15 protein-coding genes are annotated in these 15,761 nt (G+C 55.3%); 4 read left to right on the plus strand and 11 right to left on the minus strand.

Features of this window, described 5'->3' with window-relative positions:
- The 6 genes from B4A77_RS08370 to B4A77_RS08395 are packed head-to-tail and all read right to left on the minus strand — an operon-like array spanning position 1 to position 4,715.
- Positions 1-993 (minus strand): UDP-3-O-(3-hydroxymyristoyl)glucosamine N-acyltransferase, encoded by a 993-nt coding sequence (locus tag B4A77_RS08370; RefSeq protein ID WP_290739912.1) that lies wholly within the window; start codon positions 991-993, stop codon positions 1-3.
- Positions 993-1,958: a diacylglycerol/lipid kinase family protein gene (locus B4A77_RS08375; protein ID WP_173366490.1), complete on the minus strand. Its 966-nt coding sequence runs from the start codon at positions 1,956-1,958 to the stop codon at positions 993-995. Before B4A77_RS08375 ends, B4A77_RS08370 begins: the two co-directional genes overlap by 1 nt.
- Positions 1,958-2,476, minus strand: coding sequence for a gamma carbonic anhydrase family protein (locus B4A77_RS08380; RefSeq protein ID WP_173366491.1), 519 nt, complete (start codon positions 2,474-2,476; stop codon positions 1,958-1,960). The genes B4A77_RS08375 and B4A77_RS08380 overlap by 1 nt, the downstream gene beginning before the upstream one ends.
- 46 nt (positions 2,477-2,522) lie before the next feature.
- On the minus strand, positions 2,523-3,047 hold the full coding sequence (locus tag B4A77_RS08385) for a hypothetical protein (RefSeq protein WP_290723718.1): 525 nt from the start codon (positions 3,045-3,047) through the stop codon (positions 2,523-2,525).
- A gap of 15 nt (positions 3,048-3,062) precedes the next feature.
- Positions 3,063-3,512 carry a SufE family protein gene (locus tag B4A77_RS08390; protein WP_290733854.1) on the minus strand — a complete coding sequence of 150 codons (450 nt, stop codon included), beginning with the start codon at positions 3,510-3,512 and terminating at the stop codon, positions 3,063-3,065.
- A gap of 6 nt (positions 3,513-3,518) precedes the next feature.
- A complete protein-coding gene (locus B4A77_RS08395; protein ID WP_290733852.1) occupies positions 3,519-4,715 on the minus strand; it encodes an NAD(P)/FAD-dependent oxidoreductase in 1,197 nt (398 codons plus the stop codon).
- A gap of 121 nt (positions 4,716-4,836) precedes the next feature.
- Here B4A77_RS08395 and B4A77_RS08400 point away from each other — a divergent pair, with 121 nt between their 5' ends.
- Positions 4,837-6,261: a pentapeptide repeat-containing protein gene (locus B4A77_RS08400; protein ID WP_173382432.1), complete on the plus strand. Its 1,425-nt coding sequence runs from the start codon at positions 4,837-4,839 to the stop codon at positions 6,259-6,261.
- A 67-nt stretch (positions 6,262-6,328) separates the two neighbouring features.
- Here B4A77_RS08400 and radA read toward each other — a convergent pair whose 3' ends face one another.
- The 5 genes from radA to B4A77_RS08425 form a co-directional block, all read right to left on the minus strand.
- The gene (gene radA / locus B4A77_RS08405; RefSeq protein ID WP_290723728.1) at positions 6,329-7,720 is read right to left on the minus strand and encodes a DNA repair protein RadA; all 1,392 of its coding nucleotides are present in this window, start codon (positions 7,718-7,720) and stop codon (positions 6,329-6,331) included.
- A gap of 97 nt (positions 7,721-7,817) precedes the next feature.
- Positions 7,818-8,645 carry a fibrobacter succinogenes major paralogous domain-containing protein gene (locus B4A77_RS08410; protein WP_290739917.1) on the minus strand — a complete coding sequence of 276 codons (828 nt, stop codon included), beginning with the start codon at positions 8,643-8,645 and terminating at the stop codon, positions 7,818-7,820.
- A 16-nt stretch (positions 8,646-8,661) separates the two neighbouring features.
- Positions 8,662-9,567 carry an FISUMP domain-containing protein gene (locus B4A77_RS08415; RefSeq protein WP_290739920.1) on the minus strand — a complete coding sequence of 302 codons (906 nt, stop codon included), beginning with the start codon at positions 9,565-9,567 and terminating at the stop codon, positions 8,662-8,664.
- Between the two features lie 33 nt (positions 9,568-9,600).
- On the minus strand, positions 9,601-10,164 hold the full coding sequence (locus B4A77_RS08420) for a deoxycytidylate deaminase (RefSeq protein ID WP_088637897.1): 564 nt from the start codon (positions 10,162-10,164) through the stop codon (positions 9,601-9,603).
- Positions 10,165-10,261: 97 nt separating this feature from the next.
- Positions 10,262-10,999 carry an SDR family NAD(P)-dependent oxidoreductase gene (locus B4A77_RS08425; RefSeq protein WP_290739922.1) on the minus strand — a complete coding sequence of 246 codons (738 nt, stop codon included), beginning with the start codon at positions 10,997-10,999 and terminating at the stop codon, positions 10,262-10,264.
- 334 nt (positions 11,000-11,333) lie between these two features.
- Between B4A77_RS08425 and B4A77_RS08430 the strand changes: the two genes are divergently transcribed.
- The 3 genes from B4A77_RS08430 to B4A77_RS08440 all read left to right on the plus strand — a co-directional run bounded on the left by B4A77_RS08430 (position 11,334) and on the right by B4A77_RS08440 (position 15,697).
- Entirely contained in the window at positions 11,334-12,155 is an 822-nt protein-coding gene (locus tag B4A77_RS08430) for a hypothetical protein (protein ID WP_290739925.1), read from the plus strand.
- 90 nt (positions 12,156-12,245) lie between these two features.
- A complete protein-coding gene (locus B4A77_RS08435; RefSeq protein ID WP_290739928.1) occupies positions 12,246-12,698 on the plus strand; it encodes a zinc ribbon domain-containing protein in 453 nt (150 codons plus the stop codon).
- A gap of 32 nt (positions 12,699-12,730) precedes the next feature.
- On the plus strand, positions 12,731-15,697 hold the full coding sequence (locus tag B4A77_RS08440) for a DNA topoisomerase (protein WP_290739931.1): 2,967 nt from the start codon (positions 12,731-12,733) through the stop codon (positions 15,695-15,697).
- Positions 15,698-15,761: the final 64 nt, after the last annotated feature.

Consider the following 15,761-nt stretch of genomic DNA (forward strand, 5'->3'; position numbering starts at 1 on the left):
CTACTTCTTCCCCATCTGGCGGAGGCGCACCATCGAGCGGCGCCACTGCGTAATTTCTTCGGCAGGGAAACCGGCAACAGTCCGGCCAGCCGGGACACTCTTTGTCACTCCCGCCTTCGCGGCGACGCGCGCCCCCTTGCCTATGGTCAAGTGGCCCGCGGCCTTCGCGCCTCCCGCGAATTCCACGCCGTCCTCAACCACCACGGAACCGGCAACCGCCGTCTGCGAGGCCATGTAGACGCCACTGCCCAATCGGCAGTTGTGAGCGATTTGAACAAACGAATCGAACTGGCACCCGTCCCCAATCGTGGTGGGGTTCAAGAATCCCGCGGCCACCACTGCATTCGCCCCAAAGCCGCAGTTGTCTCCGATGCGCACGCCAGCAAGGTGTGGGACCGGCCGGCGCCTGCCCTCAAATTCATAGAACCCGAACCCGCGCGAACCTATAACGGCGCCCGCCTGGAACACGCAGTTCCGGCCTATCTTTACGTTCGGATAAACGGTCACATTTGCTTCCAGAACACAGCCGTCACCCACTTCAGCACCCCGCATCACCACGCATCCCGGACCCACGACCGCATTTTCGCCCACGCGACCTTCGACGACGGCGCTCGCATGCACACGCGCGGTATTTGCGACAGCCGGCGCATGCGCAGGTTCGTCCGCGGCAAACTTTTCCAAGAACAGTACCATCGCATGATACGGGTTTTCGACAGGGACGACGCAGAGCACCTGCTTAAACAATTCGCACGCGTCATCGAAAGCATCGCGCGGCACGAACAACAAACCGGCCCGCACCCGCGGCAAGAGCGACGACGCGAAGCCATTCGCATTCGTCTCGTTCTTCGCAGAAGCGCCCATCCAAAAGCTGGCATCGGCCGGTCCGGCCGAGTCTATAGACGCAAAACCCGTTATTTCGAATTCCGGCGAGACGCGCGTTTCCGCATCGGCCCGTAGCCATTCCAGGACAACCGATAGCTTGACCGGACGCATCAATCCTCCAGCCTCAGCATCTGCACCTGCGCGGCAAACTCGATCGAAATCTTTTCGCCCAGCCTGCCACTCATGTCTTCGCCGTCAAGCTGCAAGAACTCGTCCGGACGCACCATCATTTCAAGAGAATGGACCTTGATTGACTTGAGAAAATGGCGTTTGAAAATGTAGCCGAGCAGCGGGATGTTCCCTATCGCAATCGCAAGCAAGAAGGCGGGCATATTAGGCACGTCGACCACCTCTAGGAATCCATCCGCCATATTGGCCCTGAAAAAGGGATTCGTGCCACTCGCAAAGCTCGGGATATTCCCGACAATCAAGGTGCGGTGGCCCTTCAAGTCAAGGCTATGCGACTTGCCGTACTTATCGACATAGCGGAGAGAGCCCTGCGTAAGGCGGTAGTTCCTGTCGGCAAAGAAACGGCGGACGTAATGCAGCTTGTTTGCCACCACGGAAGACGAAGAAATCGCTCCGCTAGCACGGTCCTGGTTGAAATCATGCGCTATGCGGGCGTCGATACCACCCGAAAAGTAGTTGGCGAGCGCATATTTCCCGTTGACTTTCCAGATATCGAACGGAACCGCAGGAGCACGCAGCAGCCGACGCACCAGGAACAAAAGCCCCTGGTCCACAAAAGGCTTGTAGAGCTTTAGCACGCGTGCAAGGTCGTTGCCCGTCCCCAGCGGAATAAGCCCAATCTTCACCCTGGTCGCGAAATCGGAGGCAAGCATCGTCGACAAGACCGCGGACACCGTTCCGTCGCCACCGACCGCGATAAGCGTTTCCGTATGGGAAAGCGCATCAAGAATCTGCGCTTCCATGCCTTCGTAGTGGGTGAACTCGGCCTTCCATTCTTCTGCAGCAAAGCCCATGGATGCCATAATTTCGGGCAAGAAGTTAAAGATAACCTTGCCCTGCCCGCCTCCACTGATGGGATTGATGAGAAATACGAACTTGAAACCCATCAGCCGTTCCCGCGCAAGAGCTTGTCCTTTATTTCGACATAGCGGAACATCCCGCCGCGGACATTCTCGATTTCTTCAACAGTCAGTTCGCGGACCACATGGGCGGGAGAACCAAGGACCAGGGAATTCTCAGGAAATTCCTTGCCCTGGGTAACGACGGCTCCGGCCCCCACAATGCAATTTTTCTTGATGTGCGCGCCATCCATCACGATAGCCCCCATGCCAATAAGCACATTGTCGTCAATCGTGCAGGCATGCAGCACCGCGTTGTGCCCCACGGTCACCTCGTTTCCAATAACTGTCGGGACATCCGTCGAAACATGGACCGTCACGTTATCCTGGATATTCGTCCGCATACCTACGCGAATCGGAGCTAGGTCGCCACGGAGCACTGCCCCGTAAAACACGGAAGAATCATCCCCCAATTCCACGTCGCCAACGAGAAATGCCCCATCGGCCACAAACACGCGTTCCCCCAGTCGGGGAGACATTCCGTCAATCTCGACAAACCTAGACATAACCCCAATCTACATTATTATTCCGCAATGGAGACCACGCCGGGACTTATTCGGCCACGGGAATCGCAGAAATCTTGTTCCATTCCGCCGCATCAGCGGGGCGAAGGAGCTTGGCGCCGGCATATTTGCGAAGCATTGTGACGGCCTTGACCGTATCGCCCTCGTCGAGGGCACCCTTCGCATCTTCGAGGATATCCTTCTGGGCGCTACGCATATCGGCAATGGCACCCTGGCGGTTCTGGCGCAGCACTTCCATGGAATCGCTCACGAACCCGAGTTCCCAGGTGCTGTCGTAGCATGCTTCCACTTCCGCATACTTCTGCGGATCTTCCTGGGCGGCCTGATAAAGCGCATCACAGCGGGCAAACGTTTCCGCGCTGGAACGCTTTGCATACTGGTAATACTGGTAGCCGCCGACAATCAGGGCGATGACCACCAAAAGGAACACGCCGTCTTGCCAGCCCATGATGGGGCCGGTTGGCATCTTGGGGCGACCGTTTACAGTCTCCCCCGCTTCCAGCTTTTCTTCTGCTTCGTCAAAGGGGCTCTTGCCATTCAAGAAACTAACCATATTCTAACCTACCTTTTACTTTTTAGACATGGCGTCAAAGACGCGCGCGTACAGATAAATTTGTTTTAGCAGACTCGCAAAGCCGTTGGAGCGGGTCGGCGAAAGTCCGACGTTCAAGCCAATCTGCTGAAAAAACACGGGGTCGAGCGAAAGGATTTCGCTTGGCGGCAAATCGTTGTAGACCCTGAGGGCTAGCGCTCCGAGGCCCCGGCTGATCAGCGGGTTCGTCGTGCCGCCCTCGACATCCATCTCGAAATGGAGAACGGCGCCATCGAACTTGGGCACAAGGTACATCGTGGAGGCGCACCCCTGGATGATGAATTTTTCCGCCTTGAGCGAAGCGTCCATCCCCTTGTGGGCGCGAGCGAGATCGAGCAGGAATTTCCACTTGTCGTCCGGATCGGCAAACGAAGCGAACTTGGCCCTGACATCCTCGACTCTTTCTGCAATATTTCCCGACATCATCGATTCCTACCGAATAAACGAGCGCATTTTCCAGATAACAGTGGGGCACGCCCAAAGCACCGCGAAGAAGATGCGGAGGAGAGTCTGCTTTTCGCGCGGCAGCTTCGAGAGTTTCTTGGCGGCACGGTCGAACTGCGCATCCGAAATACTGTTGAATCCGGGTTTTGCCCGAGCAATCTGCAGGTGCTGCCGACCGAGGGCCGCCATCCAGCGTTCCTGAACTTCGGCTTCGATCTTTTTGCGGTTTTCGCCGGCGTCATCGAGCCAATTTTTTACGGACTCGGCAACAATCTTTCCACAGAGCAAGGCTTCCACGATACCCGAGCGGCTAATGGGGTTCATGCAACTTGCGGCATCGCCCGCCTTGAAAAGTCCGCACCTGGCCATGGGTTTCGTCGACTGCCCACACGAAATCGTGCCTCCATAGACGGCCTTCACCTTCGCATTCGGATAATCCTTAGCGATAAAGTCCAGAAGCTTTTTGCGCAGGGGTTCCTTGTGGCGCACGTTCTTGCCGAGAACAAAGCCGATATTCACTTCCACGCCGTCGCGCGGGAAAATCCAGCCGTAGCCATCAGGAAACTCGCTTCCGAAAAAGAGTTCAATATGCTCGCGGCTGTGTTCGATGCCTTCCGCCACCGCGAAAATCGCGGGTTCGAGGTCGGTATCGCCCGACTCGATGCCCTCGAGGCATTCGATTCCACGGGTAAGCCTGCAGCTCGGACCGGACGCATCGACAACCGCAGCCGCAGAGACCGTTTCAAGCGCGCCGCCCGCGACCGAGACCGTCACATTCCAACCATCCGCCGTCTTTTCCAATTTCTTGATCAGAGCGTCGTAACGGCATTCCACGCCCGCAGCGCAACAGCCATCCGAGATGGAGTGATGGAACCGGGCTCGGTCCAGGATGAGACCGCAATCCTTGCTGTAGAATTCCGCGCGATAACGCTTGGGCGATGTGAAATAGATTCCAGAAAGCGAACCGCGGACAAAGGAAGGGTCCACGGGCCAAAGGGCGTTAAGCCTGTCCGTAGAAACCGCTTCTGCACAGAAAATGGGTTCCTTCCAAGGCTCCTTCTTATCCAAAAGGAGAATCCGTCTGGCACCGCCGGTCAATCTTCCCAGGGTGCAAGCCGCCATGAGACCGGCAGGACCGGCCCCGCAAACCACCACATCGTACCGATTTGATGCAAAATTTGCCATTTCGGGGTATAAATTAGCTTTTATTTATAAAGTTTTTTTCTTTTCTATTGCTATTTGTCATTTTTTTTAATTATTTTAGGGCTATCCGTTATTTGGTTTTTATCCTTAAAGGGAATTGTATATGAATATGAAGATGATAACGAAGTTCGGGCTCTGCCTCGTTGGCGCACTGGCGATCAGCGGTTTTGCCCAGGATTATTCCGGTCAGGATCTAAACACGTCTTTCCGCGACAAGCGTATCGACGGGTTTGATTTTTCGAACGCCAAAGCAAAAAAGAACGTGACCGACTTCCAGCGCAGCGCCGGTGAAAAGATAAACTTCCAGGGCGCTCAGCTCCCGGAAGTCTCCTTCCGTAACGCAGTGATTAGCGAAGCGAACTTCAAGAACGCGAACCTTAAGAAGGTGACCATCAGCGGCGCCGATATCCGCAATTCCAACTTCAAGGGCGCAGACATGGAAGAGGCCGACCTCTACCGTGCAACGCTCCTCGGTAGCCAGTTCCCGAACGTGAACTTCAAGAATGCCCGCCTCGACGCCATGAAGGTGGCCGACGAAACGGACTTCAGCAAGGTGGACTTCACGCAGGCCTCCGTCATGGACGTGGACCTTACCCGTGCCGACCTCAGCAAGGCAAACCTCACGAACGCCAACTTCTCCCGCTCCCTGATGGGCGAAGTGAACCTCAAGAAGGCGACCATCGTGAAGACCGACTTTACGGCCTGCAACCTCATCGCCGCGAACTTCAAGGGCGTTGACCTCATCAACGTGAACTTCGCCAAGGCGGGTCTTTCCCAGGCTAACTTCAGCGGTGCCGAGTTCCAGAACGTGAACCTCCAGGAAGCGGACCTCTCGCTGACCGAATTCAACGACGTCGACCTCTCCAAGACACAGCTCCAGAAGGCCAAGTTCGCCCAGTCCACCGTGAAGAACATGAAGTTCACCGGACAGGACCTGACCGGCGTGGTCTTCGACAAGGGCTCTGTTTCCAAGAGCAACTTTGACAAGGCGAAGCTCAGCAAGTCCTCCTTCTTCGATACCGAAGTGAACAAGTGCGAATTCCGCGGAACCGAACTTACGAAAGCCGTGTTCGATGGCGCCTACATCAAGAAGAACATCTTCGACGGCGCAGACATGGACAAGGCCAACCTCTCGAACTCCACGATCGAGCAGACCGACTTCATCGGCACCCAGCTCAACGGTGCTAGCTTCGCCGGTGCCAAGCTCGTGAAGGTGCGTTTCACCAACGCCAAGATGAGGAACGTCAAGATCGACGCCGACACCAAGATGGAGAACGTCGACTTCTCCGGTGCCGACCTGAGCGACGCCAAGATCGAGAAGTTCACCGCCAAGAAGGTCATCTACGACAGCCGCACCAAGTTCCCCGCCGGCTTCGACCCGCGCCAGTACGGCTTTACCAAGCCGGGTGAAAAGGCCGCCGAAGTGGTCGTGCAGGGTTCCGGCAAGAAGTCTTCTGTTTCTGACGACGCCATGCCAAAAAAGAAAAAGAAGAAAAAGAGAAAACACAGCGACGATGACGACGAGTAGTCAAAACCTCTAACGGATTTAAGAAGCCCCGCACCAATGCGGGGCTTCCTTTTTGGGGCCAGGGAGGTTACTTCTTGTCCATGAGCCAGGAAATAGCTTCTGAAAGGCTCCGGATGCGCACCACCTTCATATTGCCGAGGTTCTCGGGCAGGCGGCCATTGGCAGGGACGACAGCCTCCACCATCCCCAACCGGATGGCCTCCTTGATCCGCTGGTCCAGAAGGCTCACGCTGCGGACCTCGCCTGAAAGTCCGAGCTCGCCGACCGCGATGGTCTGGCGGCCGAGCGGGATACCCAGGTGGTTGCTCGCGATGGCAAGAGCGAGCGCGAGGTCGGACGAGGCGTCAGTCACCTTCATGCCGCCCGCAATCGTCGCGAAGACATCGGACGCGCCTATCGACACTCCGCCAAACTTCTCGAGCAGGGCGAGGATAATCGTGAGACGCTTCGGGTCGATACCCGCGGCCACGCGCTGAGGCACGGCAAAACCCGTCTGGTTCACGAGCGCCTGCGTCTCGAACAGGAGAGCGCGCGTCCCTTCCATCGTGCAGCAGACGACGCTTCCCGGCGTAGGCGGGATATTCTCCTGCAAAAAGACCTTGCTCGGGTTCGCCACCGACTCCAGCCCGTGGCTCGTCATCTCGAAAACGCCCACCTCGTCGGTCGCGCCGAAACGGTTCTTGATGGTCCGCAGCAGGCGGTACTGGTGGTTGCGGTCGCCCTCGAAGTAGACGACCGTATCGACCATGTGCTCGAGGATGCGCGGCCCCGCTATTTGCCCGTCCTTCGTCACATGCCCGATGAGGATGGTGATGCAGCCCGTATTCTTCGCGAACACCATGAGGTCGAGAGTGCATTCGCGAAGCTGGGCCGCCGACCCCGGAGTGCCCGAGAGGTCGCCCTTGTAAACCGTCTGTATGGAGTCGATGACCATGACCTGCGGTTTGACCTCTTTCGCGTGTTCCACGATCTTCTCGAGGCTCGTCTCGCACAGGAGCAGCATGTCGGAACCAGAAATGTTCAGGCGTTCGCTCCTGAGTTTCACCTGGCAAGCGCTCTCTTCCCCGCTCACATACAGCGTCTTCACGCCGGCGGCTGTCATCGTGGCGAGAGTCGTGAGCACCAGGGTGGACTTGCCTATCCCGGGATCGCCACCGATGAGCACCAGGGAACCTGGCGCAAGCCCGCCTCCGAGCACGCGGTCGAATTCCGTATTGGCGGTGCTCAGCCGCCGCGTGTCTTCCGTAGCCACATCCTTGAGTGCCACGACCTGATGGACCGGACCTCCAAGCCCGCGCCCGCCACGCGCAGCCCCCGTATTGACAGGCTCTACCGCATGTTCCTTGAGGGTATTCCACGCCCCGCAGAACGGGCACTTCCCGACCCACTTGGGCGTCGTGTTACCGCAGTCCGTGCAGAGGTATTCAATTTCTTTCTTCGACTTGTTTACTGCTACCATGTGCACTAATATAATAAATGCGAACGACAGAAAGTGTCATTCGCATAAATAATGCACAAAAAAGCAGTCTTTTTTTAGGGACACCGAGTCCAACTTATCAGTAATCCTTGAGGCAACGGACAGAGAAAGCCTGATGCTTGCCCGTAGAGTATAAAACAATGCTTTCTCTCTCGCTCTTGTATTCCAAAGACAAGAAAAACGCGTTATAACTGGCCTTATTTTCTTTTTTGCCTATACCATAGGCTTCAGTCGAACTCCAGAACAACGCGCGGGTGTGCAAGAAATTATAGGTTCCATTAACAGCGAGACCTGCCGGCAAAGCCGTAAAAGAAAAATCATCCGTCCCGTTCGAATATTCCCAGTCATACGTAGACCTCAAAGCAACACCCACATTCACCTTGGATTTCAGTTCATTCCATTCATACTCACTGGGCAGATGCCACCCCTCCGGACAAATTCCCTGTATAGGGTAAACCGAGAAGCAGAGCGTGCCAACACCATTGCCGATAGATTCCGAAGTGTACACCCCTGCACTATCCATTGCTGCACTCCATATGTATAGCCTTCCGTATTTTTCACAATTTTCGGCGGAGTTATCATAGCAAAAACTGCTGGAATCCAGCGAATCTGTCGGTTGCAAATAACGAAGGTTGAGGTTTTCCGCCATCCATTCGCGATTGCCTATTTTCACCGTCTTGTAGACCTGGTCATCACGTTCATCCGTCATGCGCCCAAACGAAATTTCAACATTGGATGCATTCTCTTTGGAAGACGAAGAAGATTTCGCCTTTTGCGAATTTGATGATTCCCAATCTTCGCCGTATGCAATGAAATTGCTCTCGTCATCGCCACACGCGGTAACGCATGCCATTCCCCAAGCAAAAGCTGTCAAACCTAGAATCCTACAAAACATAGAGCCTTTCATGTTACCCCCTAAGCCCCTAATAATCCTTTACGCAGCGTACACTGATATAAAGTTCATCATGGTACATCTCACTAGCAGCCCTATTGGTGCGCCCATTAATAAGTGCATAGAACACGTATTCAGATTGCCAATTAGAGGTAGTCGTATACCAGAAGAAATCAGATTCCCCTATATGTTCGAAACCTTCGTTAGATTGTGCGAACCCAGCGCAATAGGCACCAGAACCAATGGACGAAAAGCCGTAGGTATCATGTCCCGGCGAGATATAGGCATCGGTGCCCCTCCACCCCTTTGCCGACCTTAATTCAATCGCTAGGTCGTCCAATGACGCAAGTTCCTCTCCAGTCGGTATATGCCATCCGTCCGGGCAGATTCCCTGGTGTACCGCACCCCTTTCATGGAAGCAGGAATCCCCCCAGGCGCACCGGACTGAATTCATTGCCGCCCTGCGGTTGTAGAGGCGTCCATACACATCGCAATTAGCCTCCTCGTCGTTGAAACAGAGCGTTCCCTCCTCTAAGAGTGGGTATTCGACAGAATCGGCGAAGTTAAGGTTTTCTGCCATCCATGTCAGCCCGTCGATTTCAACAGTCCTATAGGTCTGGCCATCGCGCTTGTCTGTCATGGTGCCGTAGTCGATATCCGAATTGAACTGAATTCCCTTTTCTGTCAAGGGTGGCGATAAAGGATAAAGAGTCCGCGTAGTCGAAAGGTGAAACTCCGAAGAACTACTCTCCAAATTTCCGTCAACAGAACTCGATGACGAACTCTGCTTAATCGAACTGCTTGATTTGGCCGAAGAGCTCGAAGATTCCCCGCTCAGTCCGGCATCGTCGTTTTTCCTGACCGGGCTAAAATCGTCATCGGAGCCACAACCCACCATGAACAACAAGACAAGAGCCATAAGATATAGCATTCTCATCACCGTTCCTTCCTATTTTCCTTGCAAAAAATACTATTTCGCCGCGGGTTTGGACACCACGGGGCGGATGCGCTTGCCGCAGAGGGTCACCACGATGTGGGCCTGCGCGAACATGTAGTAGGCAGTATCGCGGCTGTTGTTGAGGGTGGACTTCGGGTCGTAATCGTCCTTGGTCACAAAGACTTCGGCAACGCCCGAAAGGCTCACGTCAAGCGCGCAGCGTTCGCACGGGAACCCAATCACGTAAAGCTTGGAGCCGGGAGGCACCTTGCCGCGGGCATAGTGCAGCGCGTTGATTTCGGCATGCACCATGAAAGGGTACTTGTTCGCCTCGAACTCGTGATGGCTCAGGAGTTCGCCCGTATCGGCATCAAGCAGGTCGTAGGCCAGCAGCTGCTTTTCGCGGGTGTACGGCACAGTCTCGTCATCAAAACCTGCGGGGGCGCCGTTATAGCCGGTACTGATGACGCGGCCTTCGGCACTCACGAGCACCGCCCCCATCTGGGTATTCTGGTCTTTACTGAGGCGCGCCTGGGCGCACATCATCTGGGTATATACTTCGTCACGAAGCTTGCTGCGGGATTGAGAATTGTTCATGCCTAGAAATATAAATAGACAGGGAAAACAGGTCAACCGGACACGAAAAAAAGCCCGTCGACATAGCGACAGGCTCTCTCCAAAGCGGAGTTCCTTATTAAGCCTCTACGGACTTGCCCTTCTCGACGGCATCGGCGAGGGTCATACCCGTAAATTCCTGGGCGCTGAACCAGCGGCCGCTCTTCTTGTCGTCGAGCATCACGGAAACCATCGAGCCCGGAATAACGGTTTCGGGAGCGTTGGGGGCGTTCGGGCCGCCGAGGTCGGTGCGTAACCAACCCGGGTCCATCACGTTCATCATCACGTCGGTGCCGTTCAGCTTGCAGGCGAAATCCTTCACGAACTTGGTGAGGGCGGCCTTCGCGCAGGCGTAGCCCATGAGTTCCGGCTCGTTCGCGATACCGCTCGTGGTGAGCTGCATGCGGCCAAAACCGCGCTGGATCATGCCCGGCAAGAAGTGGTAGGCAATCTTGATCGGGGCGAAGAAGTTCACGGCCATCGCGTGGTGGAAATCGTCCATCGTGTTGGTGAGGTAGTCGGTGAAGTAGTGGCTCATGAGGCCCGCGTTGTTGAACACGAGGTCCACCTGCACGCCCCAGCTGTCGATTTCGGCAAGGGCGGCATCGATTTCTGCTTCGCTCTCGAGGTTGCAGCCCACGGCACGCACCTCGACGCCGTACTTCTTGATTTCTTCCATCACCGGCTCGGCATGCGCCTTGTCGCGGCCCTGCAAGATGATGTTTGCACCGAGTTTAGCCATCTCGATGGCGGTGAGACGGCCTACCCCACGGCAGCCGCCGGTAATCAAGGTCCACTTGCCCTTCACGTCAATCATTTTCAATCCCTTTGCGCATTTGCGCGGTTTTCTAAAAAATAGACTTTTAAGGCCTGACTCGGGGATTTTTTGTGCGGAAAAGCGTTTACAGGTGTAAAAAGACGCAGGAACAACGCCGGAATGTATAGAAAAAGCCCCTGCCGGGGTGACAGGGGCTAATTTCGTAGGCGCTTGACCCGAGGTCCTCACGCTTACGAATATAATTTTAGCATTTTTTTTGACAAAGCGGTTGTAAAATCTTACTTTACACGAAAATTTGTTCTCGCGGTGTTCCCCGCCGCATAAAAAAGACCGAAGCAACGACTATCCGTTTTATTATCTTTGAAAATGCTGTATGAAAAAATTTTTTCTTTTTGCAATCATTGGCATTCTTGCGGGAGCGTGCTCAGCACCGAAGGAAGAGTCGAGCGCAGGGACCGACGGCATGTATGAAGATGTCCCTGTTCCTTTTGAAGCAGACGATCCTTCACTACTGAATTTGGCCGTCGCCGTCACCGACAGCTATTTCGTGATAGGAGCACGGCGCGGGTTCCAGCCGAACACCTATTACACCGTTTTGACGGAACTCATCAATCCCTCATCAGAAGATTATCAAAAGAGAAAACCGGAAGTCCTATACGTCGCCATCCAGAAGGAAGCGGAAGACGACCCCGGCAAAAAGATATGGGCGCTACATTCCGATTCCAGCAAAGCCTACATCACCGATTCCACCGGAACGTTCATCGCAATGACCGGCGACGGATTTTCGGGAGAGCGACCTCCGAATTCACTGGAAACTATCCGCAACCGGGACTTTCCACACGCAGAAATCAAGCCGTTGTCCCCGTTCAATTTAATCGCCAAGGACCTGGCTATGGTGCGTCAAGCTAGACGGTTCAACGATTTTCCCGATAGCGACTGGATTGTCCTGATACTGGAAAGCGGCAACAACAAGCGAATTCTACGCGAACTTCTCCCCCTTATGCGAGCAATCAATATTGTCGGTTTCAAGCATATCCAGGTCGGGAGGAATCTCGGCAACCTCGATACCGCAAGAAGCGTCATTGGAACTTTCCGCCTTTACGATTTCGAGCCGAAACAGCTCCAACAGATATACGACGAGCTTTACCGCCCCCTGAACCTGAAGATGCCGAGACAAGTCCCATCAAAAGACTAGTTTATCTTTTACACAACGCAACAGCCTGTTTCTTGCATTTGCGCCAGGCCGTAGGTATATTTGACTCCGTAATCGAACAAAGGAGATTTCATGACGACCCAAGAGATTTTGAAAAACATCCGCGAGAAGCACAACCTCACGCAAGACCAGATGGCTGAACGCATTCACGTGACCAGGCAGGCCGTTAGCCGCTGGGAAACCGGCGAGACTCAGCCGAACACCGAAATGCTCAAGGTGCTCTCGAAGGAATTCAATGTTTCCATCAATACGTTGCTCGGCGCTCCGCGCCAGCTCTTTTGCCAGTGTTGCGGCATGCCCCTCGGCGACGACGCGATGATCAGCCGCGAAGTCGACGGCAACTTCAACGAGGATTACTGCAAGTGGTGCTATGCCGACGGCAAGTTCGCCTACGCCGACAAAAATACACTGCTGGACTTTTTGCTTTCGCACATGCCTAACCCAGAAAACATGCCGGAAGCAGAAAGACGCAAGTTCTTCGACTCGCACCTTTCGCAACTAAAACACTGGAAACAGCAGGCCTAAACGCACATCAATTTTATATCTTTTCGGCAACCATGATTCTTCTCGTCGCCGAAAAGCCCTCTGTCGCCAACCAGCACTACCGCCCGATGCTCGAGCGGATCGAGGGAGAGAAGTTCACGCAGGGCGACGGATGCCTTATCGGCAAGAACCACTGCATCACCTGGTGCGTGGGCCACCTGATAACGCTCGCGCCGCTCGATGCCTACCCCGGTTACGAGGGAGGCTGGCGGCTTTTGAACCTGCCGCTGTTGCCCGAAAAGTTCCGCCTCATGGAAATCGAGAGCACCAAGAAGCAGCTCGCGGTGGTACGCCAGATGATGGAACAGGCCGACGTGCTCGTGAATGGCGCGGATGCCGGCCGCGAAGGTAACCTAATTTTTGACCTGGTGCTCGATTTTACGCCCGCTTTCAAGCAGAAGACCATCAAGCGCCTGTGGGTAAACAGCTACGTGGCGAAGGATTTGGACAAGGCGTGGAAAAACCTGGAAGACGCCACGCAGCGCGTAAACCTGAGCTATGCCGCACGCCTTAGGCAACGTGCCGACTGGATGGTAGGGCTCAACGCGACGCGCGCCTACACACTCACGGCGGGCCGCGGGAAGATGATTTCGGTAGGGCGCGTGCAGACGCCGACCTTGAACCTGGTCGTGGAACGCGATACCCTAGTGGAGCAGTTCAAGGAACTGTACTACTACAGCGTCGTCGGCACATGGAAAGGGTACCAGGCGCAATATGTATTAGACGATAGACGAAAGGCGAAAGACGAAAGAGATGCTTCTGAAAAGGAATCTGACAAGAAGTCCGAAGGTTTAAAAGTCGCGGTTTTTGAGAAGGAAGCGGAAGCGAATGCAGTCGTGGAGCGCTGCAAGCCGCCCGCACCGGCGACCATCGCGAAAATCGACACGCAGCAGAAGAAGCAGTTCCCGCAAAAGCCCTTCGACTTGACGGAACTGCAGAAAGAAGGCAACAAGCGTTTCAAGTTCAGCGCCCAGCAAGTCTTGGACTGCGCGCAGAACCTCTACGAAAAGAAGCTGCTCACCTACCCGCGAACCGACTCGCAGTACCTGCCCGACACCATGAAGCAGGAGGCATACTCACTCGCCCAGAGGCTTGCAAGCCCCGAGCAGAAGGGCGTAATGCGCAACGAAAGCGAGAATTTCGTATTCATCAACTCGAGCAAGGTCACCGACCACTTCGCCATCATCCCCACGGGAGAAACGCCGAACGGGCTACCCGAAATGGAGCAGAAGATTTACGATTTGGCGAAGGAACGCTTTGTGCAGGCATGGCTGAAGCCGTACGTATGGAGCGAGATGGACGTCATCCTGAGCGAAGCGTCAGCGGAGTCGATATACAAGACTTGGGGCTTTAGCCCCATAGTCGCGTTAGGTTCGAAGGAGCAGGATCCAGACCCGAAATCAAAAAATCTAGACCTGTTCCGGCTGAAGCTGAAGCGCAACGAGGATTTGGGATTCCGCGCGCTGGTAAAAGAGACGAAAGACGAGAGACGAAAGACGAAAGGAAAGAAGGGCGATGCCGGCGCGGAGGCCGGAAAAGCTGACGGAGGCGCCGAGGGCAAGGGCGACAGCGACGAAATCACGAACCTGGTCGAAGCCTTCCCGGAATGGAACGTGGGCGACACCTCCCCCTTTGACAGCGTAGAACTGCAGAAAAAGAAGAAGAGCAAGCCCAAGTACTACACCGAGGCGACCCTCCTTGCCGCCATGAAGACCGCCGGCAAGCAAATCGAGAACGAGGAACTCGCCGAGGCCATGAAGGATCGCGGGCTCGGAACGCCGGCCACGCAGGCGGGCATCATCGAGACTCTCAAGAAGCGCGGGTTCATCGAGGCGCAAAAAAATTACCTGGTGAGTACAGAGCGCGGGCGCGAAGTCATCGCACTCATGGACGAGAAGGTGAAATCGCCCGAGATGACGGGCGAATGGGAGTACAAGCTCTCCCAGGTCGAGAAGGGCACCCTTTCGCCGGTCGAATTCCGCGACGGCATCGTGGAATACGTGAAGCAGCTTTTTGCAGACTTGCATGCCCGCTATGCCTGCCAGTTCGAGCGCGAGGCCGCAACCGAAAAGCTGAACTGCCCCAAGTGCGGCGGAGCGCTCGACACCGCCCCGTGGGGCTACGTGTGCCCCAATGCGGAATGCGGCTTCAGGTTCGGGCACACCGTGGCAGGCAAGATGCTCGCCCATTCCGAAGTCAAGGCGCTCCTCGCCGGCGAAACCGTCGGCCCGCTTTCCGGATTCAAGAGCAAGAAGGGCAGCGAATTCTCGGCAAAGCTCACGCTCGACAAAGACTTCAATATCAATTTCGCCTTCGAAAGCGACGGCAAGTTCCACGGGCAAAAGACGGATTACAAGTGCCCGCTGTGCGGAAACCCGCTCGAAGAGAACAAGAACGCGATATTCTGCACGGGAACTACACAATCCAAAGATCCCCGGTCGGAGCCGGGGATGACAAATGGAAAAGAGCCGGGGATGACAAACGACTGCAACTTTACGCTTTTCAAAACCATCGCGGGGCACGTGCTAACCGCAAAGGAAATCGCGGCACTGTTCGGGAGCGGGCACACGCCGCTCATTCAGGGATTCAAGAGCAAGAAGGGAACCGAATTCGCGGCCGCTCTCAAGTGGGGCGAAGGCGCCGACAAGGGCCGCGCCGTGTTCGAGTTCCAGCACAGGGACCTCCCCTGCCCCGTCTGCGGCGACAGCCTGCGCTTCCGCGGCAGCACTTCCCAGCAAAGCGGCCCGCAAGGCACAACCGAAAGCGGCGCCTACGTGTGCCCGCAATGTGGCTACGGCATCCCGCAGGTGTTCTACCAGCGCAAATTCAGCGACGAAGAAGTCGAAGGCCTGCTCAAAAACAAGTTCACGCCCGTCCTCGAGCCGTTCAAGAAGAACGAAACTACCTTCCGCGCTGCACTCGAACTCCGCGATGGCGGCAAGCTCGCATTCAACAAATTAACCGTCGAAGTCATCAAATAAGCCCCTCTTGCCGGCCTAAAAAAGCATTTACACCCGTTTCAGCCATATTTATTCTATATTTGGA

Origin of the sequence: Fibrobacter sp. UBA3718 (assembly GCF_002371935.1) — a bacterium.
Lineage (GTDB): Bacteria > Fibrobacterota > Fibrobacteria > Fibrobacterales > Fibrobacteraceae > Fibrobacter.